The sequence below is a fragment of the Aeromonas popoffii genome (assembly GCF_000820025.1).
Taxonomy (GTDB): domain Bacteria; phylum Pseudomonadota; class Gammaproteobacteria; order Enterobacterales; family Aeromonadaceae; genus Aeromonas; species Aeromonas popoffii.
Window position 1 is genome coordinate 133,982 of record NZ_CDBI01000014.1, and the last position, 22,018, is coordinate 155,999.

The window sequence follows — 22,018 nt, forward strand, 5'->3', positions numbered from 1 at the left end:
AACTCGCAGCAAGCCCACGGGCCTGCACAGTGACTAGAACATAGACGAGAGCTGATATCGTGACCTTACTCTGGATCTTGTTAATACCCTTCATCGGCGGTCTGCTCTGCTGGCAGACGGAGCGCTTCGGTGAATACTTCGTGCGCTGGGTCGCACTGCTGTCCATGAGCGCCTGCCTGCTGCTCTCCGGCGCCATCTGGTGGAGCGGTGACTTTTCCCTTGCAACCCAGACGGGCGTGTCCGCCTGGGCTGCCGAACTGCAGTTGCCCTGGATCCCCCGCTTCGGCATCTCCCTGCACCTGGCGGTGGATGGCCTCTCCCTGCTGATGGTAATGCTCACCTGCTTCATCGGCGTGCTGGCCATCCTCTGTTCCTGGAAGGAAATCGTACAGCGCATCGGCTTCTTCCACCTGAACCTGCTGTGGATCCTGGGGGGGGTGCTCGGCGTCTTCATGGCGCTGGATCTGTTCCTGTTCTTCTTCTTCTGGGAGATGATGCTGGTCCCCATGTACTTCCTGATCGCGCTGTGGGGCCACTCGGTCACCGACGGCAAGTCCAGGATCAACGCAGCCACCAAGTTCTTCATCTACACCCAGGTCAGCGGCCTCATCATGCTGGTCGCCATTCTGGGTCTGGTGCTGACCCATCATGCCGCCACCGGCGTCTTCACCTTTAACTATCAGGACTTGCTCAACACCCCGATGAGCAAGGGCGTCCAGTGGTTGCTGATGCTGGGCTTCTTCATTGCCTTCGCGGTCAAGATGCCGCTGGTGCCGCTACACGGCTGGCTGCCGGATGCCCACAGTCAGGCGCCGACCGCAGGCTCGGTGGATCTCGCCGGGATCTTGCTGAAAACCGCCGCCTACGGTCTGCTGCGTTTCGCGCTGCCACTGTTCCCGGAGGCCTCCGCCGAGTTTGCCCCCTACGCCATGCTGCTGGGTCTGGTCGGCATCGTTTACGGCGCCATAGTGGCGTTCGCCCAGACCGACATCAAACGCCTGGTGGCCTACACCAGCATCTCCCACATGGGCTTCGTGATGATCGCCATCTACTCGGGCAGCGAGCTGGCGCTGCAAGGCGCCGTGGTGCAGATGATTGCCCACGGCCTCTCCGCTGCCGGTCTGTTCATCCTGTGCGGTCAGCTCTACGAGCGGCTGCACACCCGTGATCTGCGCCTGATGGGCGGCCTGTGGGGCCGGTTGCGCTACCTGCCCGGCGTCATGCTGTTCTTCTCGGTGGCCTCTCTTGGCATGCCGGGCACAGGTAACTTTGTCGGCGAGTTCCTGATCCTCATCGGCAGCTTCCAGGTTGCCCCCATCATTACCGTCATCGCCACCTTCGGTCTGGTACTGGCATCCGTTTACTCCCTCATCATGCTGCAGCGGGTCTGCTTCGGTGCGCCCAAGGACGAGAAGGTGCTCAAGGGTCTGGATCGACGCGAGCTGGTGATGATGATGACCATAGCCGGCCTGCTGGTGCTGCTCGGTGTCTATCCCCAGCCGGTACTCGATACCGCAGGCAGCAGCCTGATGAGCGTGCTGCACTGGTACGCACTGCCGTCTGCAGGAGCATTGCAATGAACCTGACTGTTTCCCGACCGCTGGCCCTGTTGCCTTACTTGTCCCTTACAGGAGCACTGCAATGACATTCACCGCTTCTCAACTGCTGGCCCTGTTGCCCCTGTTGCTGACAACGGGGGCCATGCTGGCCCTGATGCTGGCCATCGCCTGGCGACGCTGTGACGACACCGCCTTCGTCGTCACCATCACGGGCCTCAACCTGGCGCTCTTCTCCCTGCCCATCGTGATGGCGCAGGGTGATCAGGGGGTCACCCCTCTGCTGCAGATTGACGGCTACGCCGTCTTCTACATGGGGCTGGTGCTCATCGGCGCCCTGGCCACCTGCACCTTCGGTCGCTCCTGGCTCAAGGGCTATCCGGACAACCGGGAAGAGTTCTATCTGCTGCTGCTGATCGCCACCGCCGGCGGCCTGGTTCTGGCTGGCTCCCGCCATCTCGCCTCCCTGTTCATCGGGATCGAGATGCTGACCCTGCCCATGTTCGGTCTGGTGGGCTACGCCTACCGCGAGCGCCATTCGCTGGAGGCCAGCATCAAGTACATGGTGCTCTCCGCCGCCGCCACCGCCTTCCTGCTGTTTGGCATGGCGCTGCTCTACGCCCAGGCGGGCAGCCTGAGCTTCAGCGATCTCGGCCTGACCCTGGCGACCACCCCGGCTCACCACCCGCTGCTGATGGGCGGTCTGGGGCTGATGCTGGTGGGATTTGCCTTCAAGCTCTCCCTGGCCCCCTTCCACCTCTGGACACCTGACGTATACGAAGGCGCCCCGGCACCGGTGGCCACCTTTCTGGCCACCGTCAGCAAGATAGCCGTGTTCTGCGTGCTGCTGCGTTTCTATCTGGCGGTGCCTGCCGCGGCGGATCCCATGATCCACTGGCTGCTGGCCGCCATGGCGGTCATCTCCATCGTCATCGGCAACCTGTTGGCCCTGCTGCAGACCAACATCAAGCGGATGATGGGTTACTCCTCCATCTCCCACTTCGGTTATCTGCTGGCGGTGATCGTCGCCAGCCGCCTCGGCCAGATGCCAGTGGAAGCTGCTGGCGTCTACCTGCTGATGTACCTGTTCACCAACCTGGGGGCCTTTGGCGTCATCAGCATGATGTCCAGCCCCTATCGCGGCAAGGATGCGGACTCCCTGCACAGCTACCGTGGTCTGTTCTGGCACCGCCCCTACCTGACCGCCGTCATGACGGTGATGATGTTGTCGCTCGCGGGTATCCCCATGACGCTGGGCTTCATCGGCAAGTTCTATCTGATCGGGGTAACGGTCGATGCCAAGCTGTGGTGGCTCTGTGGTGCCATCGTGCTGGGCAGCGCCATGGGTCTCTATTACTACCTGCGCGTCATGGTCACCCTCTATCTGCTGGAACCCGGCATGCAGCTGCGCGATGCCAAGGCCGACTGGGCCGTCTCCTCGGGCGGCATGGTGGTGCTGCTCTCCGCCATCATAGTGGTGGCACTGGGCATCTACCCCCAGCCGGTCATCAGCTTGGTACAGGGCTTTCAAAACGTGGTACTGCGCTAAAAGTCGCGCCGCTGCCAGCAACACACAACCGGCCCGGGTGGCCGGTTTTTTATTGCTGGTTGAGCAAGCTCACAGCCGCAAGGCGGCAAGCTCACTTTTTATGCGTCTTTCTAACCGCTTATGTCACATCACAGGTCACAGCTGAGTATCATCCCCCCGACCCTTACTGATATATTCATGAAATACAGGAATGGAACTTGGTGTTATGACGCTGCCCTCCTTTTGCCTCTTTGATGCCCGCCCGCTGGCTGATGCGCCGCTCCCCTCTCGAGGAGGTCGACTTGATGGGCTGCTGGCCGAACAGGATATCGGTCGTGTCACCGGGCGGCAGCAAGAGAGCCAGCACGGCCCGGTCGACACACTGGCGCGCAATGACTGCACCGGCCATCAGCAGCACTTTGGCCAGCAGCGGGAGCTGAACACGCTGTTTACCCAGGGCGACGCCCACGAACTGGCTGGCGCACTCTCACTCAGCGAGATGGGTAGCTTGCGGGCAGGGGATTATTCTCTCTTCCACAATGGCGCCATTCTCTGCAACGGAGCAAGGCCGTCATGAACAACGACCATGCCATGGCCATCGTCTGCGATCTTGCCCTCTGCATCGGCCGCGAGGTGACCCTGGATGCCCTGCTGACCCAGGTGCTGCAACGCTTTCTGTTGCATTGTGCCTGCCCGGTTGGGCTGGTGCTGCAGCAGCGGCCACAGGGGGAGTACATGATCGTCAAGGCCATCGGGGACGAGCTGCTGATCCAGCAGCACGGGCAACCACTGGCACTGCCCGCCTGGGTCAGTGACGGCGAGCAGTTCTCCCTGCACGGCGCCATTCCCCTGCCCGGCTCCCGTCCCTATCCCTTTGCCTACCGCTTGCGGATAGAGGGGGGCTATCTCATGCTGCTGCTCTCCCCGAGAACTGAGGATGGGGCTGAACAGCTGCGCCATCTGTTCAGCCCCATCCTCGGCAACCTGGCACGCGCGATCCAGCTGTGCCGGGACAGCGAGCAACTGGCCCTGCGTCAACAAGCAGAGCGGGTGGATATGCAGCACATCAACGAATCCCTGCTCAAGGCGATCCCCATTCCCGTGTGCTACCAGGACGTCGAGGGACGCTTCATCGGTTGCAACCCGACTTTTACCCAGATAACCGGTATCCGCAGGGCAGAGCTGCTGGGGAAGCGTGTGGATGATATTCTGCCGCCCGAGATGGCGGACGAGTACACCCAGCAGGACCTGGAGGTGCTGCGCAGCAAGCAGCCGCAATCTTTCGAACACAGCCTGATCGATCGCAGTGGCCATCGTTATCAGGTGCTCAACTTCAAGGATCTCTTCTACGACCATCAGGGCAAGGTGGCCGGCATCATAGGGGCACTGGTCGATATCACCCATATCAGGGAGAGCGAACAGCATCAGCGCACCTTGCTGTTTCAAACCATAGCGGCGCTCTCCTCCGCCATCGCCCACAAGGATCCCGGTACGGCTGGACATGAAAAGCGCGTACACGATCTCGCACTGGCCATTGGTCAGCACCTGCAGCTGCCACAGGATCGGCTGGATGGACTCGGTCTCGCGGCCATGGTCCACAACATAGGCCTGCTGCAGATCCCGGCCGACATCCTCACCCGCCCCCGTGAGCTCAGGCCGGTGGAGTTTGAACTGATCAAGCTACACCCTCAGGCCGGCTGTGACATCCTCCAACAGATAGACTTCCCCTGGCCCATCGCCACCATAGTGCTGCAGCATCACGAAAACATGGATGGCAGCGGCTACCCGCAAGGCCTGCAGAGTGATGCCATCTGCCTGGAGGCGCGCATCATCCGGGTGGCCGACTCGCTGGCCGCCATGACGGCGCACCGCCCCTTCCGCCGCGCCATGTCGCTGACCGATGCCTTCGCCCAGCTGACGCGCTATGCCGGCATCCACTATGACGAGCAGGTGGTGAATGCCTGCCTCTGCGTGTGGCAAGCAGGCTATCGTTTCACTACCCCCTGATCTGCCGCAGGAGCACAAATGACTTCAAGACCGGATACCTCGTCCCGCCGTCAGCTCGGCGCCCAGCTGCCGTTGCCCGCCGGCCCCCTCTGCGCTCAGGTGATGGATCAGCTGCCCTACCGTGTCCTGCTCAAGGATACCCGCTCCGTCTTCACTGCCTGCAACCGACTGCTGGCCGATGATCTCGCCCTGGAGCCTGCCCAGATCATCGGTAAGTGTGATGCCGACTTTTTCCCGGCCGAGCTGGCCCAACGCTATCGGGATGACGATCTCAGGGTCATGACCAACGGCACAACGCACCAGCACGAAGAGCCCTACCTCAAGGACGGCGAGGCTCGCTGGCTCAGCACCACCAAGTTCCCCCTGCGCGATGAGCTGGGCGAGGTGATCGGTGTCGGGGTCTTTTTCGATGACATCACGGAGCAGAAACAGCAGCAGGAGCAGTTGCTGCAATATACCTGGACGCTGGAGGCCATTGGCCGCGCCCACCATGCCATGCTCAGGCAGGGGGATGAGCAGGTGCTGCTGCAGGAGATCTGTGACGCCATCACCTTTGATGGCCGTTTTCCCCTCGTGACTGTGCTGCAGGAGGCCGTGGATCAGGATGCACTGCAGATACTGGCGCAGGCGGGCAACGCCACCTGGTTTACCAACGACCACTGGCTCACCCGGGATCCGGCCTTGCGTCAGACCATCTGCGATGGCGAGCCACGCAACGAAGCATTGGCGAGCGAGGTTGTCCATCATTCGGCCACCTTGCGGGCCCGCCTGCTGCTCCCGCTACAATGGCATTCCACCGTGCGGGGCGCTCTGCTCATCCACAGCCCGCACGCCAGGGTCTTCACCGGGGAAGAGGTGCGACTCTTCAGCCAACTGGCCGATTACCTGGCCTATGGCCTGCAAGCCCGTGGCACTCAACAGGCCTATCTCGCCGCGCAGCGGGACAAGGTGCTGTATGCCCGTCAACTGGAGCTCGCGCTGGAGGATGCCCTGGGTGCCATCGCCGCCGTACTGGAGCAGCGCGATCCCTACACCGCAGGTCACCAGAAACACGTCGCCACGCTGGCCATGGCCATAGGCCGCGAGCTGGTACTGGGCGACAAACAGCTGCGCGGCCTCTATCTGGGGGCCATGGTGCACGACATCGGCAAGATCCAGGTACCGGTCGACATCCTCACCAAGCCGGGCAAGCTGACACCCCAGGAGTTCAATCTGGTCAAGGAGCACCCGACTGCCGGTTACCAGGTCCTCAAGGACATCGCCTTCCCCTGGCCCATCGCCCAGATGATCCACCAGCATCATGAGTATCTCGACGGCTCCGGCTATCCCGAGGGTCTCGCGGGGGATCAGATCTTGCTGGAGGCGCGCATTCTCACCGTGGCCGACATTGTCGAGTCCATGTCTTCGGATCGTCCCTACCGTGCCGCCCTCGGCATTCCCCAGGCCAGGGCTCACATCATACAGATGCGGGGAGCCCAACTGGACGAGGCGGTGGTGGATGCCTGCCTGCGCATTCTGGATCGGGGCGATTTCACCCCCCACGAGCTGGGCAACAGCTAGGTTGTGCTCAAGGTGTTCAAACTTCAGACGCGGCAATGGCAAGCCATAAAAAGGGCCTCTAAAGAAGCCCATCAAGGTGGTTGTGACGTGAATATATGCGGTATTTCAGGAAGGATGGGCCCCCATAGCATGAGGAGACCGTTTTTCAACCACGTTAGGAACGCAGCCTAGCAGTAAACAGAGAGACAAAAACCGGCCAGCTGGCCGGTTTTTGATTACTGCAGATTGCGCTGCGGGATTAACCCAGTTGCACCCGGGCGTTGCGGAACATCCGCATCCAGGCTCCGTCCTCGCCCCAGTTGTCCGGGTGCCAGGAGTTGGCCACGGTGCGGAACACCCGCTCCGGGTGCGGCATCATGATGGTGGCGCGACCATCTTGCGTGGTCACGGCAGTGATACCGTTCGGTGAGCCATTCGGGTTGGCCGGATACTGCTCGGTCACGCTGCCGCGGTTATCGACAAAGCGCAGCCCTACCAGACCGCTGGCCTGCAACGCGCTCAGGTGAGCGGCATCGCGCACCTCCACCCGCCCTTCCCCATGGGAGACGGCAATGGGCATCACGGAACCCGCCATGCCGGCGAAGAAGGCGGAGGGAGACTCCTGCACCTCCACCAGGCTGAAGCGCGCTTCGAAGCGCTCGGAGCGGTTGCGCACAAAGCGCGGCCACAGATCGGCCCCCGGGATCAGGGTGCGCAGGTTGGACATCATCTGGCAACCGTTGCACACACCCAAGGAGAGGGTGTCACCACGCTCGAAGAAGCGCTGGAACTGCTCGCGGGCGTTGTCGTTAAACAGGATGGACTTGGCCCAGCCTTCCCCCGCCCCCAGCACATCGCCGTAGGAGAAGCCGCCACAGGCCACCAGGGTCTGGAACTCCTCCAGCTTGATGCGACCGGAGAGAATGTCACTCATGTGGACATCCACTGCGGCAAAGCCGGCACGATCAAACGCCGCCGCCATCTCCACGTGGGAGTTGACCCCCTGCTCGCGCAGCACAGCCAAACGGGGGGAGACACCACGGGCGATATAGGGCGCAGCCACATCCTCAGACGGGTTGTAGCTGAGCTTGGCCTGCAGACCCGGATCGGTGGCGTCCTGACGGGCCGCATGTTCCTGATCGGCACACGCCGGGTTGTCCCGCAGACGCTGCATCTGCCAGCTGGTCTCGCCCCAAATGGTGCGAAGCGCAGTGCGGCTGGCGCGATAGACCTCCTGACCCGCGCGCGTGAGGGTGATGAGATCTCCCTCGCACACCGTGCCCAGCACGTGGGAGCAGGCCGCCAGACCGTGACCGGCCAGCAGGGTCATCACGGCTTCTTTGTCGTCACGGCGCACCTGAATGACGGCCCCCAACTCTTCGTTAAACAGCGCCGGCAACAGTTCGCCACCGATGCGATCTAGCTGGATGTCGAGGCCGCAGTGACCGGCAAAGGCCATCTCGGTCAGGGTAACGAACAGGCCGCCGTCGGAGCGGTCGTGATAGGCGATCAGTTTACGATCGGCCACCAGCGCCTGAATGGCGTTGAAGAAGCCCTTCAGCTGCACCGGATTGTCGAGATCCGGCGCCTTGTCGCCCAGCTGGCGATAAACCTGCGCCAGGGCAGAGGCACCGAGACGCTGCTTGCCGTTGCCAAGGTCGATGAGGATAAGGTCGGTCTCACCGAGATCGGTACGCAGCTGCGGGGTGACCGTGCTGCGCACATCCTCAACCCGGGCAAAGGCGGTGATGAGCAGGGAGAGCGGCGAGGTGACGCTGTGCTCCTTGCCATCCTGCTGCCAGCGGGTCTTCATGGACATGGAGTCCTTGCCGACCGGAATGGTGATGCCAAGGGCCGGGCAGAGCTCCTCGCCCACCGCCTTGACCGCCTCATAGAGGCCGGCATCCTCACCCGGATGACCGGCTGCGGACATCCAGTTGGCGGAGAGCTTGACCCGCTTGAGCGATCCAATGTGGGCCGGTGCCAGGTTGGTGAGCGCTTCGGCCACCGCCATGCGGGCAGAGGCGGCGTGGGAGAGCAGCGCGACCGGGGTGCGCTCGCCCATCGACATGGCTTCGCCGTGATAGCTGTCGTAAGTGGCGGCGGTGACGGCGCAATCGGCCACCGGGATCTGCCAGGGGCCAACCATCTGATCACGGTTGACCAGACCGGTCACGCTGCGATCGCCGATGGTGATCAGGAAAGATTTCTCCGCCACGGTCGGCAGGCGAAAGACTCGCTCGGCCGCATCACTCAGGGTGATGCCATCGAGCTGGAGCGCTTTGCCTTGGGCTGGCAGGGTCACCACGTCACGGTGCATCTTGGGCGCCTTGCCCAGCAACACGTCCAGCGGCAGGTCGATGGGCTGGTTGTCAAAGTGTGCATCCGACAGCGTCAGATGTTTCTCTTCGGTAGCAGTGCCGATAACCGCATAGGGCGCGCGCTCACGCTCGCACAGCGCCTTGAACAGGGGCAGCTTGTTCTGGGCCACCGCCAGCACGTAACGCTCCTGGGACTCGTTACACCAGATCTCCAGCGGGCTCATGCCCGGCTCGTCGCTCTGGATGGCGCGCAAATCAAAACGACCACCGCGCTCACCGTCGTTGACCAGCTCCGGCATGGCGTTGGAAAGACCGCCCGCACCTACGTCATGGATGAAGACGATGGGGTTCTCATCCCCCAGCTGCCAGCAGCGGTCGATCACCTCCTGGCAACGGCGCTCCATCTCGGGGTTGTCACGCTGCACCGAGGCAAAGTCGAGATCTTCGGCCGACTGACCGGAGGCCATGCTTGATGCCGCACCGCCGCCCAGACCGATGTTCATGGCCGGGCCGCCCAGCACTATCAGGGCGGCCCCGACCGGGATCTCCCCTTTCTGAACGTGTTCGCTGCGGATGTTGCCCATGCCGCCCGCCAGCATGATGGGCTTGTGATAGCCACGCACCTCAACGCCGTTGTGGCTTGGCACCTCCTCTTCGAAGGTGCGGAAGTAGCCGAGAATGGCCGGACGACCGAACTCATTGTTAAAGGCGGCGCCGCCCAGCGGCCCCTCCTGCATGATGTCAAAGGCGCTGACGATACGGCTCGGTTTGCCGAAATCCTGCTCCCAGGGCTGCTCGAAACCGGGAATGCGCAGGTTGGAGACAGTGAAGCCCACCAGACCCGCCTTGGGCTTGGCCCCACGGCCGGTTGCACCCTCGTCGCGGATCTCGCCGCCGGAGCCAGTGGCCGCCCCCGGGAAGGGGGAGATGGCGGTCGGGTGGTTGTGGGTCTCCACCTTCATCAGGATGTCGACGCGCTCCTGATGATACTGGTACTCACCACTGGCGGGGCTCGGGAAGAAGCGACCACCCTGGCTGCCTTCCATCACGGCGGCGTTGTCTTTATAGGCAGAGAGGACATGATCCGGCGTCTGCTCGAAGGTGTTCTTGATCATCTTGAACAGCGACTTGGGCTGCTGCTCGCCGTCTATGGTCCAGTCGGCGTTGAAGATCTTGTGACGACAGTGCTCGGAGTTTGCCTGGGCAAACATGTAGAGCTCGATGTCGTTGGGGTTGCGACCCAGGCGGGTGAAGTTCTCCAGCAGATAGTCGATTTCGTCATCGGCCAGCGCCAGACCCAGCGCCACGTTGGCCGAGGCCAAGGCACTGCGGCCACCGGCCAGCACATCCACCTGGGTGAAGGGGCGCGGCTCGTGGTGAGCAAACAGGGCGCTCGCAGCGTCCATGTTGGCAAACACCACTTCCATCATCCGATCATGCAGCACGGCGGCAATGGCGCTGCGTTGGGCGGCGCTCAGCTCACCCTGCCCCTTGATGGTCAGGTAATAGGCAATACCACGCTCCAGCCGCTTGACCTGATTCAAGCCGCAGTTGTGAGCGATGTCGGTTGCTTTGGAAGACCAGGGGGAGATAGTGCCGGGGCGGGGGGTAACGAGAAACAGCTGACCGCTGGGGGTGTGTTCGGGGATGGTCGGGCCGTAGCGCAGGAGCTGGCCCAATGTCGCTCGCTCGGGCGGTGACAGCGGGCTCGAGAGCTCGGCAAAGTGCACATATTCGGCATAGACATCCTCTATCTCTACTCCGTTCTCCTCTCTCATCTGTGCGAAGTGTTGCAGCAGTTTTTGGACACGAAAATCAGACAGTGCTGGGGCACCACGCAAGATATCCATATGACCTTTCTCACCAAGTGTTAAAGTGGGGGGGAATTGAGACGCGCATATTATAGGGATCAGGCCGACGCCGGACAAACGTTTTTCTTGATTTACCGAGTGTGACTCGGTGCACACTCTCTGGTATAAAGGTCCCTCTTTTTTGACAAATGCTGATTTTTTCAACAAGGGTACTCCGCTACTTGCGCTGCATTTTTCGACTGCTTATCGGGCTGATGTTGCTGCTGACCCTGGTCGGTTGTAACTTCTACACCCCTTCCAGCCAGCTGGAACAGATCCGCCAACGAGGCGAGATCCGGGTTGGCACCATCTATGGCCCCACCTCCTATTACCAGCGTGACGAGACCGCCCAGGGCTTCGATTACGAGCTGGCGAAAAGCTATGCCGACTGGTTGGGCGTCGAGCTCACCATAGTCCCTGTCTACTCCACCGCCGAACTGGTCGAGCTGCTCAAGAAGGGCAAGCTGGATCTCGCCGCCGCCGCCATCGTCGTGACCCCGGAGCGGCGTGCCCTGTTTCGCTTCGGCCCTGGCTTTTATCAGGTCTCCCCCAAGCTGGTCTATCGCAACGGCTCCCCCAAACCCAAGGAGTTAGGGGATCTCAAGGGCTCCATTGTGGTGCCTGCCGGCTCCACCGGTGAAGACCTGCTCAAGGAGCTCAGCAAACAGCACCCCAATCTGAAGTGGAGTACCAACCGGGACGCAGACGTGGAAGAGCTGCTCAAGCAGGTGGCCGACGGCAAGATTGATTACACAGTGGTGCAAGATACGGTGCTGGCCCGTACCCAGCGCTACTACCCCGAGCTCACCGAGGGGCTGACCCTCTCCAAAAACCAGACCGTGGCCTGGGCCATGACCAAGCTGCCCGATGACAGCCTCTACGCCAGCATCATCGACTTCTTCGGTCAGCGCTTCATGGATGGCGCCATCGCCAAGCTGGACGAGAAGTACTTCGGCCATGTGCAGAACTTCGACTTCGTCGACACCCGCACCTTCCTGCAGCGGGCCAAAAGCCTGCTGCCCAAGTATCAGGATCTGTTCAAGACTCACGCCAGCGTGGTGGATTGGCGCCTGCTGGCCGCCATCAGCTATCAGGAGTCCCACTGGGATCCTGAAGCGCGCTCCTACACAGGCGTGCGCGGCATGATGATGCTGACCGAGCCCACCGCCAAGGCGATGGGGGTCAACAACCGGCTGCACCCGGAGGAGAGCATCAAGGGCGGTGCCCGCTATCTGCAACAGATGATGGAGAAGGTGCCCGCCTCCGTGCCCGATGACGAGAAGGTGTGGTTTGCCCTCACCGCCTACAACATCGGCTACGGCCACATGATGGATGCCCGCCGTCTGACCAAGGAGCTCGGCAAGAACCCCGACGCCTGGAGCGACGTGAAGGAGGTACTGCCCCTGCTGCAGCAGGCGCGCTGGCACCGCAAGGCACGCTACGGCTATGCCCGGGGCGGCGAGGCGCGCAACTACGTCAACAACGTGCGCCAGTATTACCAGAGCCTGCTCTGGCTCGACAACGAGCAGCAGAAGGCCCACCGCCGCGAGGAGCTGGATGACGACGACAGCAGCGAACCGCCCAGTGCCGAACATCCCACCGTCATTGCCGAAGTGGTCAAGCAGATCACCCTGCGTTGAACCCTGTTGACCAGTTTGTTTTACGGGTCGGTTCTCTGTTACCATCCGGATGTGCCGGGGCCTGTCCGAAACTGTTTTTATCGCCTGATTTCATCAGCTTGCCAGCTGGATGACCGCATTTTCAGATGGGCTCCATTCATCAAGGCCGGGATGGCCATCCAATGGGAGGAGACCAAGATGCGAGCTCGCAGAAGAACCACGCTGGTCAGAAAAGCAAAGTGCGCCTGGAGCCCCAGACGTAAACTCAAGCTCAATGACATCAAACGCAAGATATGGCGCAGAAACCGCTCCTACACCTTGCTGATAGCAGAACACACAGCATAAACCCGGCATTTGCCGGGTTTTTTATTGCCTCACACCTGCCCTGCCGGGGTCGCCTCAAAGATCACCGTGCGCTTCGACACCAGGCTGTTGCAGTGGTTACAGAAGTAATCCACAGCGCCGCAGGCCTTGAGCCGCTCCAGCTCTTGCTGGCAGGTCGGACACAGGGCCCGGATGCGATAACGGGCCTGGCACTGACCACAGCGGATCTCGGGGCTGCGGCTGTCCAGCTCGGCGCTGCAGGCCGGGCATATCAGGGTGCTCATACTCGACGCCTCTCAAAGTGAATGTGCTGTGGGCCACCCCACAGCAGATCCCCCTCGCCTCTTACCCAGAAAAAACGGCTGCCGGTGAGGGCAGCCGCTGGGCCTTATTTCTTGGTTTTGGCCTTGAGCAGGCGCTTGCGTTGACGCTCCTGGCTCAGGGTCATGGTGTTCTTCCGCCCCTCAAACGGGTTGGCCGACTCCTGGAACTCGACCCGGATCGGGGAGCCCATGATCTTGAGCGACTTGCGGAAGTAGTTGATGAGATATCGCTTGTACGAATCCGGCAGGTCGTTCAACTGGTTGCCGTGGATCACGATACGGGGCGGGTTGTAACCACCGGCGTGGGCATACTTCAGCTTGACGCGGCGACCGTTCACCATGGGCGGCTGGTGATCTTCCTGCGCCATCTGCATGATGCGGGTCAGCATGGCGGTGCTGGTACGGCGGGTGGCGGACTGGTACGCCTCCTGGATGGATTCGAACAGGTGGCCGACGCCGCTGCCGTGCAGAGCAGAGATGAAGTGGACACGGGCAAAATCGATGAAGCCCAGACGTCTGTCCAGCTCGTTCTTGACGTCCTCTTTCACCTTCTGATCCAGGCCATCCCACTTGTTCACCACCAGCACCACTGAGCGGCCTGAGTGAAGCACGAAGCCCAGGATGCTCAAATCCTGATCCGTGATGGTCTCCTGGGCATCGATCACCAGCAGGCAGACGTTCGCATCTTCAATAGCCTTGAGCGTCTTGATGACGGAGAACTTCTCCACCGTCTCGTGCACCTTGCCACGACGACGCACACCGGCGGTGTCGATGATGACGTACTTCTGCTCGTCACGTTCCATCGGAACATAGACGGAGTCACGGGTGGTCCCCGGCATGTCATAGACGATGACGCGGTCTTCACCCAGCATTCGGTTGGTCAGGGTCGATTTGCCGACGTTGGGGCGACCGACGATGGCGAACTTGATGGGCAAGTCGGCGAACGGGGTCTCCTTGGTATCTTCCCTGGTATCGAGATCACCGGCAGCTACCATGCGCAGCAGGGCTTCTTCGTCGAAGTCCTCTTCTTCATCCTGCGCATCTTCTTCGGCAGCGGCATCGACCAGGGTTTCCAGGTGGGGGGCCAGCGCCAGCTCCAACAGGCTCAGCACGCCACGGCCGTGGGCGGCGGCAATCTGATAGACCTCCCCCAGCGCCAGACCGTAGAACTCGGACACGGCGGAGTCACCGTCGATGCCATCGGTCTTGTTGGCCACCAGAAACACCGTCTTGTGGGTCTTGCGCAGGTGCTCGGCGATGGCCTGATCCGCCGCAGTCAGACCGGCACGGGCATCCACCATGAACAGCACCACATCGGCTTCTTCGATGGCCAGCAGGGACTGTTCGGCCATCTTCAGCTCGATCCCCTCTTCGGTGCCATCGATACCACCGGTATCCACCACGATAAATTCCAGCTCGCCCAACTTCGCCTGACCGTATTTACGGTCCCGGGTCAAACCGGGGAAGTCGGCCACCAGGGCATCCCGGGTACGGGTCAAGCGGTTAAACAGGGTGGATTTCCCCACGTTGGGGCGGCCCACCAGGGCTACTACAGGAGTCATAAAAGCCTCATTCTCAAGACGACAAAGGCTCCGGGTCCGAAGACCAGGAGCCGGATATTCACATTGACGGACGATCAGGGACGCGAAATTGCGTACAACTTACCGCCACGGCTCTGCACATACAGGGTGTCACCGTCCACCAAGGGGGCGGCGTAGAGACCACTGCTGTCGAGCTGCTGCATGGCCTTGATGGTCCCGTCGGTACGATCCAGCCAATACAGGTAACCTTCCACATCGCCGACCACCACATAGTCACCCAAGATGACAGGTGCAGTCACGGTGCGGTTTTCCAGCTGGGTATTGGACCACAGCTCAAGCCCGTTGCGTCTGTCAACGGCAAACAGATGGCTGCGGCTGTCGGTCAGCACGATGGCATTGCCGGTCACCGCCATGTCGCGGTAGCCGGAGTACTTGCGCTTCCACACCTCGTCACCCGTCATCAGCTTGCGTGCCATCAGCTGACCATTGTAGGCAATGGCATAGAGCTCATCGCCGGCGATCAGCGGGCTGGCATCGACGTCGACCATGCGGTCAAGCTCAGTGGCACCACGGGGATCAGCCACCTTGGATTGACGAACCGGCTGACCGTTGCTCAGCAGTGCAATGCCCACCTTGCCATCGGCACGACCATAAATCACCGCACCATTGGTAATGACCGGGGCACCGGCACTGCGCAGTGTCAGCGGCGGCTGCTCTTCCGCCAGGGTCCACTGCAACTTGCCTTCATCGGTATCGAGCGCCACCAGGCGACCCGAGGTGGTCAGCACCACCACACGACCATCTTCGACGACAGGGCTTGCCACCACTTCACCCGGCACCGAGGTCTGCCACAGTACTTCCCCGTTCTCTGCGTTCAGGGCGTAAACCACCCCGTTCTCGGAGCCGAGGAACAGCTTGCCGTAGCGAGAGACCAGACCGCCGGAGAGACGGGCGCTGCGCTTGTCGGCGTTGATGGGCAAGTCAGCCAAGTCCACACGCCACAGCACCTTGCCGCTGGCGCGATCGAAGGCACTCACAGTGCCATCGCGGGCAGCGGCAAAGATGCGATCCTCTTCCACCACAGGTTTGAGCTGGGAGTAGAAGTCACCTATGCCATTCCCGACGGAAGAGGACCAGACGATGTTGGCAGTGAAGGCAGATTCAACCACGGGCAAAGGTGCCATCGGATTGAGATCTTCTTCGGAGCTGAACAGGGAGCACCCCTGCAGGGCGAAGGAGACTGCTGCCCCCAACACCATCATCTTGAACAGATTACGCATCCGGAGCTCCACCCGTGGTCACGGCTGGCAGCGCCAGATCGTCCATCTTCAGCTTGAGCTCGCCACTGCCCTGCAGGCCGCCGGCATCGGCCGCCGCCTGATAGGCATCGCGCGCCTCTTCGGCCTTGCCCTGTTTGAGCAGGATGTCGCCACGCACTTCCGCCACTTGGGCCTTGAAGGCGTCATTGTTGATCTTGCCAAGCTGGGCTAGGGCCTCATCGGCCTTGCCCAGATCATTTAAGACCCGGGCCAGACGCAGGCCAGCGATGGGACGAATGCTCTCATCACCACTGTTCGCCACCAGGGTCAGCTGCTCGACAGCCAGATCCAGCTTGTTTGCCTTGACGGCAGCCGCAGCCAGTTGCAGGGCGGCCAGCTCGGCGTAAGCATCACCCTGGTGGGCACTGATGAAGCTTTGCACCTGTTCGAAGGCGGCGGCATCCCCTTTGGCCAGCTGGGCCGAGATCTCGTTGTAGGCCTGGGAAGCGGCTTCCTGGTTGGTCTGCTGACGCTCGTTGTAATAACGCCAGCCAAAGAGCCCAACCAGACCGATAACAGTTCCTGCGAGCACCGAGGTTCCGTTCTCTTTCCACCAGCTCTTGATGACCTCAACCTGTTGTTCTTCGGTGGTATAAACTTCCACTGCTTACTCTCCTTTGGCTGCCAGCAGGGCAATGGCGGCGTCGACCGTGACGGTCTGTTGCTCGGCCTGGCCACGCAGATATTTGATGGTGATCTCCCCGTTTTGCACCTCGGTTTCACCAAGGATCAGGGCAATGGCCGCACCGCACTTGTCGGCACGCTTGAGTTGTTTCTTGAAGTTGCCGCCACCGCAGTGGCTCATCAGGCGCAAGTCAGGCAGGGCATCACGCAGACGCTCGGCAAGCGCGAAACCAGCCTGCTCGGTCCCCTCACCCACCATGGCCAGATAGACATCCACCGCAGGACGGATATCGCCGTTGAGCTCGAGAGTCTCCAGCATCAGCACCAGACGCTCCATGCCCATGGCAAAGCCCACGGCCGGGGTCGCTTGACCGCCAAGCTGCTCCACCAGGCCGTCGTAACGGCCACCGGCACAGACGGTGCCCTGAGCACCCAGGCTGGTGGTGACCCACTCGAACACGGTGAGGTTGTAATAGTCAAGGCCGCGCACCAGACGCTCGTTCACTTCGAACTGAATGCCAGCGGCGGTGAGCAGGCGTTTGAGCCCTTCGAAGTGAGCCAGGCTCTCTTCACCCAGGTGATCGAACAGACGCGGGGCATTCACCAGAATGGCCTGTACCTTGGCATCCTTGGAGTCGAGCACCCGCAGCGGGTTGCTGTACATGCGGCGCTGGCTCTCTTCGTCCAGCTGATCCTTGTACTGCTCAAGGTAGGCCACCAGGGCATCGCGATAGGCGGCGCGCTCGGCACTCTGACCCAGGGTGTTGAGCTGCAGGGTGACATGATCGCTGATGCCGAACAGACGCCACAGACGGTGGGTCAGCATGATGAGTTCGGCGTCAATATCCGGCCCGTTGATGCCAAACAGCTCGACCCCGAACTGATGGAACTGGCGGTAACGGCCCTTCTGGGGACGCTCGTGGCGGAACATGGGACCCATGTACCACATACGGCGTTCCTGGTTATAGAGCAGACCGTGCTCGATACCGGCACGGACGCAGCTGGCGGTCCCTTCCGGACGCAGGCTCAGGCTATCGCCGTTGCGGTCTTCGAAGCTGTACATCTCTTTTTCAACCACGTCGGTCACTTCACCGATGGCACGCTTGAACAGATGAGTCTGCTCGACGATCGGCATGCGCACTTCGCTGTAGCCATAGCTGGCGACCACTTGGCGCAGTATCTGTTCTACTTTCTGCCATACCGGGCTCTGCTCCGGCAGGCAATCGTTCATACCGCGAATAGCTTGGATCTGTTTTGCCACGTTGATACTCGAGAAAAAGACGTGAAATTTGGCCGCATTATAGGGATTTTCGACCCTGAGGTAAAATCGGGGCGTTCCAATGCGGGATTTAAAATCAGCAACCTAAAAACGGGGCCACCCTAGGTGGCCCCGCACTGGCTCAACCCTCGTCCACCAGGATCTGGTTGGCCGGATCCAGCATGGCCGCCCGGGCGCGAATGCGGCGCTCCAGGATCGGGATGAGATCCTTGTTGTCCAGCCGGTCGACCCGCTGACCGCCTTCGTAAAAGGCGCTCTTGTTGGCGGCCCCCGCCAGCCCCAGATCGGAGACCAGCGCCTCGCCCGGCCCGTTCACCACACAGCCGATGATGGAGACATCCATGGGGGTGATGATGTCTTCCAGCCGCTCTTCCAGGGCGTTGACGGTACCGATCACGTCGAACTCCTGACGAGAACAGGAAGGACAGGCAATGAAGTTGATGCCGCGGGAACGGATGCGCAGGGATTTGAGGATATCAAAGCCTACCTTGATCTCTTCCACCGGATCCGCCGCCAGCGAGATGCGGATGGTATCGCCTATGCCATCGGCCAGCAGCATGCCAAGCCCGACAGCGGATTTCACTGCGCCAGCGCGAAAACCGCCCGCTTCCGTGATGCCAAGGTGCAGCGGCTGCTCGATCTGTTTGGCCAGCAGGCGATAGGCCCCGATGGCCAGGAAGACGTCTGACGCCTTGACGCTCACCTTGAAGTTGTCGAAGTTGAAGCGATCCAGGTAATCCACGTGGCGCATGGCCGACTCAAGCAGCGCCTGCGGGGTCGGCTCACCGTACTTCTCCTGAATGTCTTTCTCAAGAGAACCGCCGTTGACGCCGATGCGGATCGGAATGTTGTAGTGGCGCGCGCAATCGACCACGGCACGCACCCGCTCTTCGTTGCCTATGTTGCCCGGGTTGATGCGCAGGCAGTCGGCGCCATACTCGGCCACTTTGAGCGCGATGCGGTAGTCGAAGTGGATGTCGGCAACGATGGGGATACGGGTCTGCTGCTTGATGAGCTTGAAGGCTTCCGCCGCTTCCATGGTGGGTACCGAGACCCGGACTATGTCGGCGCCAACCCGTTCGATCCGCCGGATCTGCTCGACGGTGGCGGCTACGTCCGTGGTCTTGGTGTTGGTCATGGTCTGGACCGTGATGGGTGCGTCGCCCCCAACCGGTACGTTACCGACCATGATCTGCCTGGATTTACGACGAATGATGGGAGATTCGTGAGCGGACATGGCGGACAAATTACTCCTGCGGCAGTGAGAGGCGAGCAGTCCGGCCGTTGTTGTAACGGCTCATGTCGATGGACTTGCCCTGATATTCCATATTGACCGCCATGGGCGCGCCAATGATGAGCTTGAGCGGCTCGGGTCCTTCCAATACCAGTTGATCATTTGCCTTTTTCAGGCCGCTGAACAGTGTCTTGCCCTTGGCATCCTTGACGTCCAGCCAGCAGTCGGCGGTGAAACTCATCTTGAGCTGAGGTACCTTGGCGGGATCCGTCGTCGCATCGTCTGCTACCGCCAGCGTCGACACACCCGCAGCGGCCACAGTCGCCACGGCGGTATCGGCTACGGGAGCAGAGACCGCAGCCTCGGTGCCGGTCGCCGCGGAGATCGGTGCAACCACGCTAGTGTCGACTGCAACCGGTGATTGCACCGCCCCCTCAATGAGAACAGGGTTAACAATTTCTGGCGACGCCTCGGCAGAGGGCACCACGATGGTAGCGCTCATTTCAGTGGCCGCCAGGGCCTCGTCACCGGCGGAGCGGCGCGCCGTGCTCTGCCACCACCAGGCGACGGAGAGCGCGATCAGCACCAGGATCACCAGCCAGGTCACCACCTTTAGCCGACTGTCGTTGGCCTGCTGGCGCGAGCGACGGGAGAAGCTCTGCATATCGATGTTGTCGGGAGGGGTCAGCCCCAGCTTGTCGTAGGCGGCCAGGATGGTTTCATCCGGGATGCCGACCAGCTTGGCGTAGGTACGCAGGTAGCCCCGGATAAAGGTATGGGAAGTGTGCTTGTCATACGTATCTGATTCGATCGCAGCAATCAGGGTCAGACGAAGGTGAATGCGGGACGCAACCTGTTCTCGTGTCCAGCCAAGCTGTTCACGGGCGTTGCGCAGCAGCTGGCCTGGGCCTGCTACCTGAGAGTCGTCTTGAAAATCGTGTGGCTGTTCAGTAGTCATTGGCTAAGTAACGCTTGGCTTGTTGCGAAGAGGGATATTGCCTTACCAGCTCAGTGCCGAATTGGTGAAGGAGTGCCGGTTTGTCCATGGCCTGAGCCAGCCGCAATCTCAACCAGAGACTGCTCTCGTTCTCGTCTGACGCATCGGCGAAACGAGCGAGATAGGCCTGCACATCTGGCAGCTTGTCATCTTTCATGGAAAGCTCAGCCATGTCCAGCAATAACCTTGGATTGCGGGGATTATACCCCAAGGCCAAGCGATAGTACTCGCTTGCTTTATCATTTCTACGATTTTGCGCGGCGCAAAGTGCCGCATTTTCATAGGTATCAGCAATCTTGATGTAATTGGGTTGGCTGATCGCCTGCAGGAAGGCCTTCTCCGCCTCGTCGAAGCGACCACGGTTACACAGGAAGGCACCATAGTTGTTCATTGCGTCAGCATTGGACGGATCCATGGCGAGAGCTTTCTTGTAGCTCTCCTCGGCCGCGTTGTAATCCTCTACCTGCTGGTAGAAGTAAGCGAAGCCGATATAGACCTGAGGGTTGTCGGGGTCGTACTGAAGGGCGCGATCAAGGTTGAACTTGGCCTGCTCGGCATTGCCCTGTCGAAGATATTGAATGCCTAAGTCCAGACGAGTCTGGGCAGCAGCCTTGAGGTCGGGACCCACTTCACGCTGGGTCGAATTCTGGCCCGCGTAAGTGGTCTCGGTAACACAGCCTGGCAGCGCGCAGAGCGCTGCCACTACGATCAATGTACGTGTATCCATTCCCTGACTATACAATGGCTTAGCTATTTAAACCATTTTGACGGAAATCCCATCCTGTTGCATCCGATTTTTCATGGTGCGTTTGGTGCGATCTATCACCTCTCCCACCAGCTGACCGCAGGCGGCGTCTATGTCGTCACCACGGGTCTTGCGGACGATGACGGTGAAGCCATATTCCATCAACACCTTGGAGAAACGGTCGATGCGGCTGTTGCTCGGCTTGCCATAGGGGTTGCCCGGGAAGGGGTTGAACGGGATCAGGTTGATCTTGCTCGGGGTGTCTTTGAGCACCTTGGCCAGCTCGTGGGCATGCTGCATGTCGTCATTGATATGATCGAGCAGCACATACTCCACCGTCACACGGCCGCCATTGGCATTGGACTTGGCCAGATAACGGCGCACCCCAGCGAGGAAGTCCTCGATGTTGTACTTGTCGTTGATCGGCATGATCTCGGAGCGCAGCTTGTCGTTCGGCGCATGCAGTGAGATGGCCAGGGCCACGTCAATTTGATCACCAAGGATATCCAGCGCTGGCACCACACCCGAGGTGGAGATGGTCACGCGGCGTTTGGAGATACCGTAGCCGAAGTCATCCATCATCAGGCGCATGGCAGGCACCACATTGGCGAGGTTGAGCAGCGGCTCGCCCATGCCCATCATCACTACGTTGGTGATGGGGCGCTTGCCACCGACTATCTTGGCAGCGCGCCACACCTGGCCGATGATCTCGGACACTTTCAGATTGCGGTTAAAACCCTGCTGGGCGGTGGAGCAGAACTTGCACGCCAGCGCGCAACCGACCTGGGAGGAGACGCACAGGGTAGCTCGGTCTTCTTCCGGGATGTAGACGGTTTCCACTTCCTGACCGCCAACCTGCAACGCCCACTTGATGGTGCCATCCGCGGAACGCTGTTCACGGCTCACTTCCGGCGCGCGGATCTCGGCGATCGCCTTCAGGCGCTCGCGCAGTACCTTGTTGACGTTGTTCATCTGATCGAAATCATCACAACCGAAGTGATAGATCCACTTCATGATCTGATCTGCCCGGAATGGCTTCTCGCCCAGTTCGACGAAGAAGGCACGCATGGCATCCCGATCAAGATCCAGCAGGTTGGTTTTTATTTCGCTCATCAAAGGCCTCAGTCCACAAACTACATAAATTATTGGCTGACGATGTCAGGGGGCGGCATTGTACAAATAATGGGTCTGGCTTTCTACCCGGAGAATAAG

Annotated in this window: 15 protein-coding genes and 1 pseudogene; 6 read left to right on the forward strand and 10 right to left on the reverse strand. The window is 60.8% G+C overall.

All coding sequences use genetic code 11. From position 1 onward, the window contains the following. Window positions 1-59: 59 nt before the first annotated feature. From nuoM to BN1129_RS02945, 5 genes and pseudogenes are all read left to right on the forward strand, one after another. Window positions 60-1,580, forward strand: a complete 1,521-nt coding sequence (nuoM, locus tag BN1129_RS02925) for an NADH-quinone oxidoreductase subunit M (protein ID WP_042034383.1) — start codon at window positions 60-62, stop codon at window positions 1,578-1,580. 61 nt (window positions 1,581-1,641) lie between these two features. Further along, window positions 1,642-3,105, forward strand: coding sequence for an NADH-quinone oxidoreductase subunit NuoN (gene nuoN / locus BN1129_RS02930; RefSeq protein WP_042034385.1), 1,464 nt, complete (start codon window positions 1,642-1,644; stop codon window positions 3,103-3,105). 337 nt (window positions 3,106-3,442) lie between these two features. Beyond that, window positions 3,443-3,661: pseudogene (locus tag BN1129_RS24455) on the forward strand (hypothetical protein); the annotation flags it as partial. Next, window positions 3,658-5,091 (forward strand): HD domain-containing phosphohydrolase, encoded by a 1,434-nt coding sequence (locus tag BN1129_RS02940; RefSeq protein ID WP_042034388.1) that lies wholly within the window; start codon window positions 3,658-3,660, stop codon window positions 5,089-5,091. The pseudogene BN1129_RS24455 and the gene BN1129_RS02940, both read left to right, overlap by 4 nt. Window positions 5,092-5,109: 18 nt before the next feature. Beyond that, window positions 5,110-6,651, forward strand: a complete 1,542-nt coding sequence (locus BN1129_RS02945; protein WP_042034389.1) for an HD domain-containing phosphohydrolase — start codon at window positions 5,110-5,112, stop codon at window positions 6,649-6,651. A gap of 238 nt (window positions 6,652-6,889) precedes the next feature. On the opposite strand, the gene purL is transcribed toward BN1129_RS02945, so the two are convergent. Next, complete coding sequence (gene purL / locus BN1129_RS02950) at window positions 6,890-10,801, reverse strand: phosphoribosylformylglycinamidine synthase (protein ID WP_042034390.1); 3,912 nt, start codon at window positions 10,799-10,801, stop codon at window positions 6,890-6,892. Window positions 10,802-10,950: 149 nt separating this feature from the next. On the opposite strand from purL, the gene mltF reads away from it, so the two are divergent. Further along, entirely contained in the window at window positions 10,951-12,441 is a 1,491-nt protein-coding gene (mltF, locus tag BN1129_RS02955) for a membrane-bound lytic murein transglycosylase MltF (protein ID WP_042034391.1), read from the forward strand. A gap of 353 nt (window positions 12,442-12,794) precedes the next feature. Here mltF and BN1129_RS02960 read toward each other — a convergent pair whose 3' ends face one another. From BN1129_RS02960 to rlmN, 9 genes are all read right to left on the reverse strand, one after another. Beyond that, window positions 12,795-13,028 carry a zinc ribbon domain-containing protein gene (locus tag BN1129_RS02960; protein WP_042034392.1) on the reverse strand — a complete coding sequence of 78 codons (234 nt, stop codon included), beginning with the start codon at window positions 13,026-13,028 and terminating at the stop codon, window positions 12,795-12,797. Between the two features lie 104 nt (window positions 13,029-13,132). After that, window positions 13,133-14,629 (reverse strand): ribosome biogenesis GTPase Der, encoded by a 1,497-nt coding sequence (gene der / locus BN1129_RS02965; RefSeq protein WP_042034393.1) that lies wholly within the window; start codon window positions 14,627-14,629, stop codon window positions 13,133-13,135. Between the two features lie 74 nt (window positions 14,630-14,703). Continuing rightward, window positions 14,704-15,888 (reverse strand): outer membrane protein assembly factor BamB, encoded by a 1,185-nt coding sequence (bamB, locus tag BN1129_RS02970; RefSeq protein WP_042034394.1) that lies wholly within the window; start codon window positions 15,886-15,888, stop codon window positions 14,704-14,706. Next, a complete protein-coding gene (locus tag BN1129_RS02975) occupies window positions 15,881-16,531 on the reverse strand; it encodes a YfgM family protein (protein ID WP_042034395.1) in 651 nt (216 codons plus the stop codon). The genes bamB and BN1129_RS02975 overlap by 8 nt, the downstream gene beginning before the upstream one ends. A gap of 3 nt (window positions 16,532-16,534) precedes the next feature. Continuing rightward, entirely contained in the window at window positions 16,535-17,812 is a 1,278-nt protein-coding gene (gene hisS / locus BN1129_RS02980; RefSeq protein WP_042034396.1) for a histidine--tRNA ligase, read from the reverse strand. 139 nt (window positions 17,813-17,951) lie between these two features. Next, window positions 17,952-19,067, reverse strand: a complete 1,116-nt coding sequence (gene ispG, locus BN1129_RS02985; RefSeq protein WP_042034644.1) for a flavodoxin-dependent (E)-4-hydroxy-3-methylbut-2-enyl-diphosphate synthase — start codon at window positions 19,065-19,067, stop codon at window positions 17,952-17,954. Window positions 19,068-19,077: 10 nt separating this feature from the next. Beyond that, window positions 19,078-20,022 carry a cytoskeleton protein RodZ gene (gene rodZ, locus BN1129_RS02990; protein ID WP_042034397.1) on the reverse strand — a complete coding sequence of 315 codons (945 nt, stop codon included), beginning with the start codon at window positions 20,020-20,022 and terminating at the stop codon, window positions 19,078-19,080. Continuing rightward, entirely contained in the window at window positions 20,012-20,803 is a 792-nt protein-coding gene (tapF, locus tag BN1129_RS02995) for a PilW family type IVa pilus biogenesis/stability lipoprotein TapF (RefSeq protein ID WP_157013240.1), read from the reverse strand. The genes rodZ and tapF overlap by 11 nt, the downstream gene beginning before the upstream one ends. Window positions 20,804-20,815: 12 nt before the next feature. After that, on the reverse strand, window positions 20,816-21,919 hold the full coding sequence (rlmN, locus tag BN1129_RS03000; RefSeq protein WP_042034400.1) for a dual-specificity RNA methyltransferase RlmN: 1,104 nt from the start codon (window positions 21,917-21,919) through the stop codon (window positions 20,816-20,818). Window positions 21,920-22,018 lie beyond the last annotated feature (99 nt).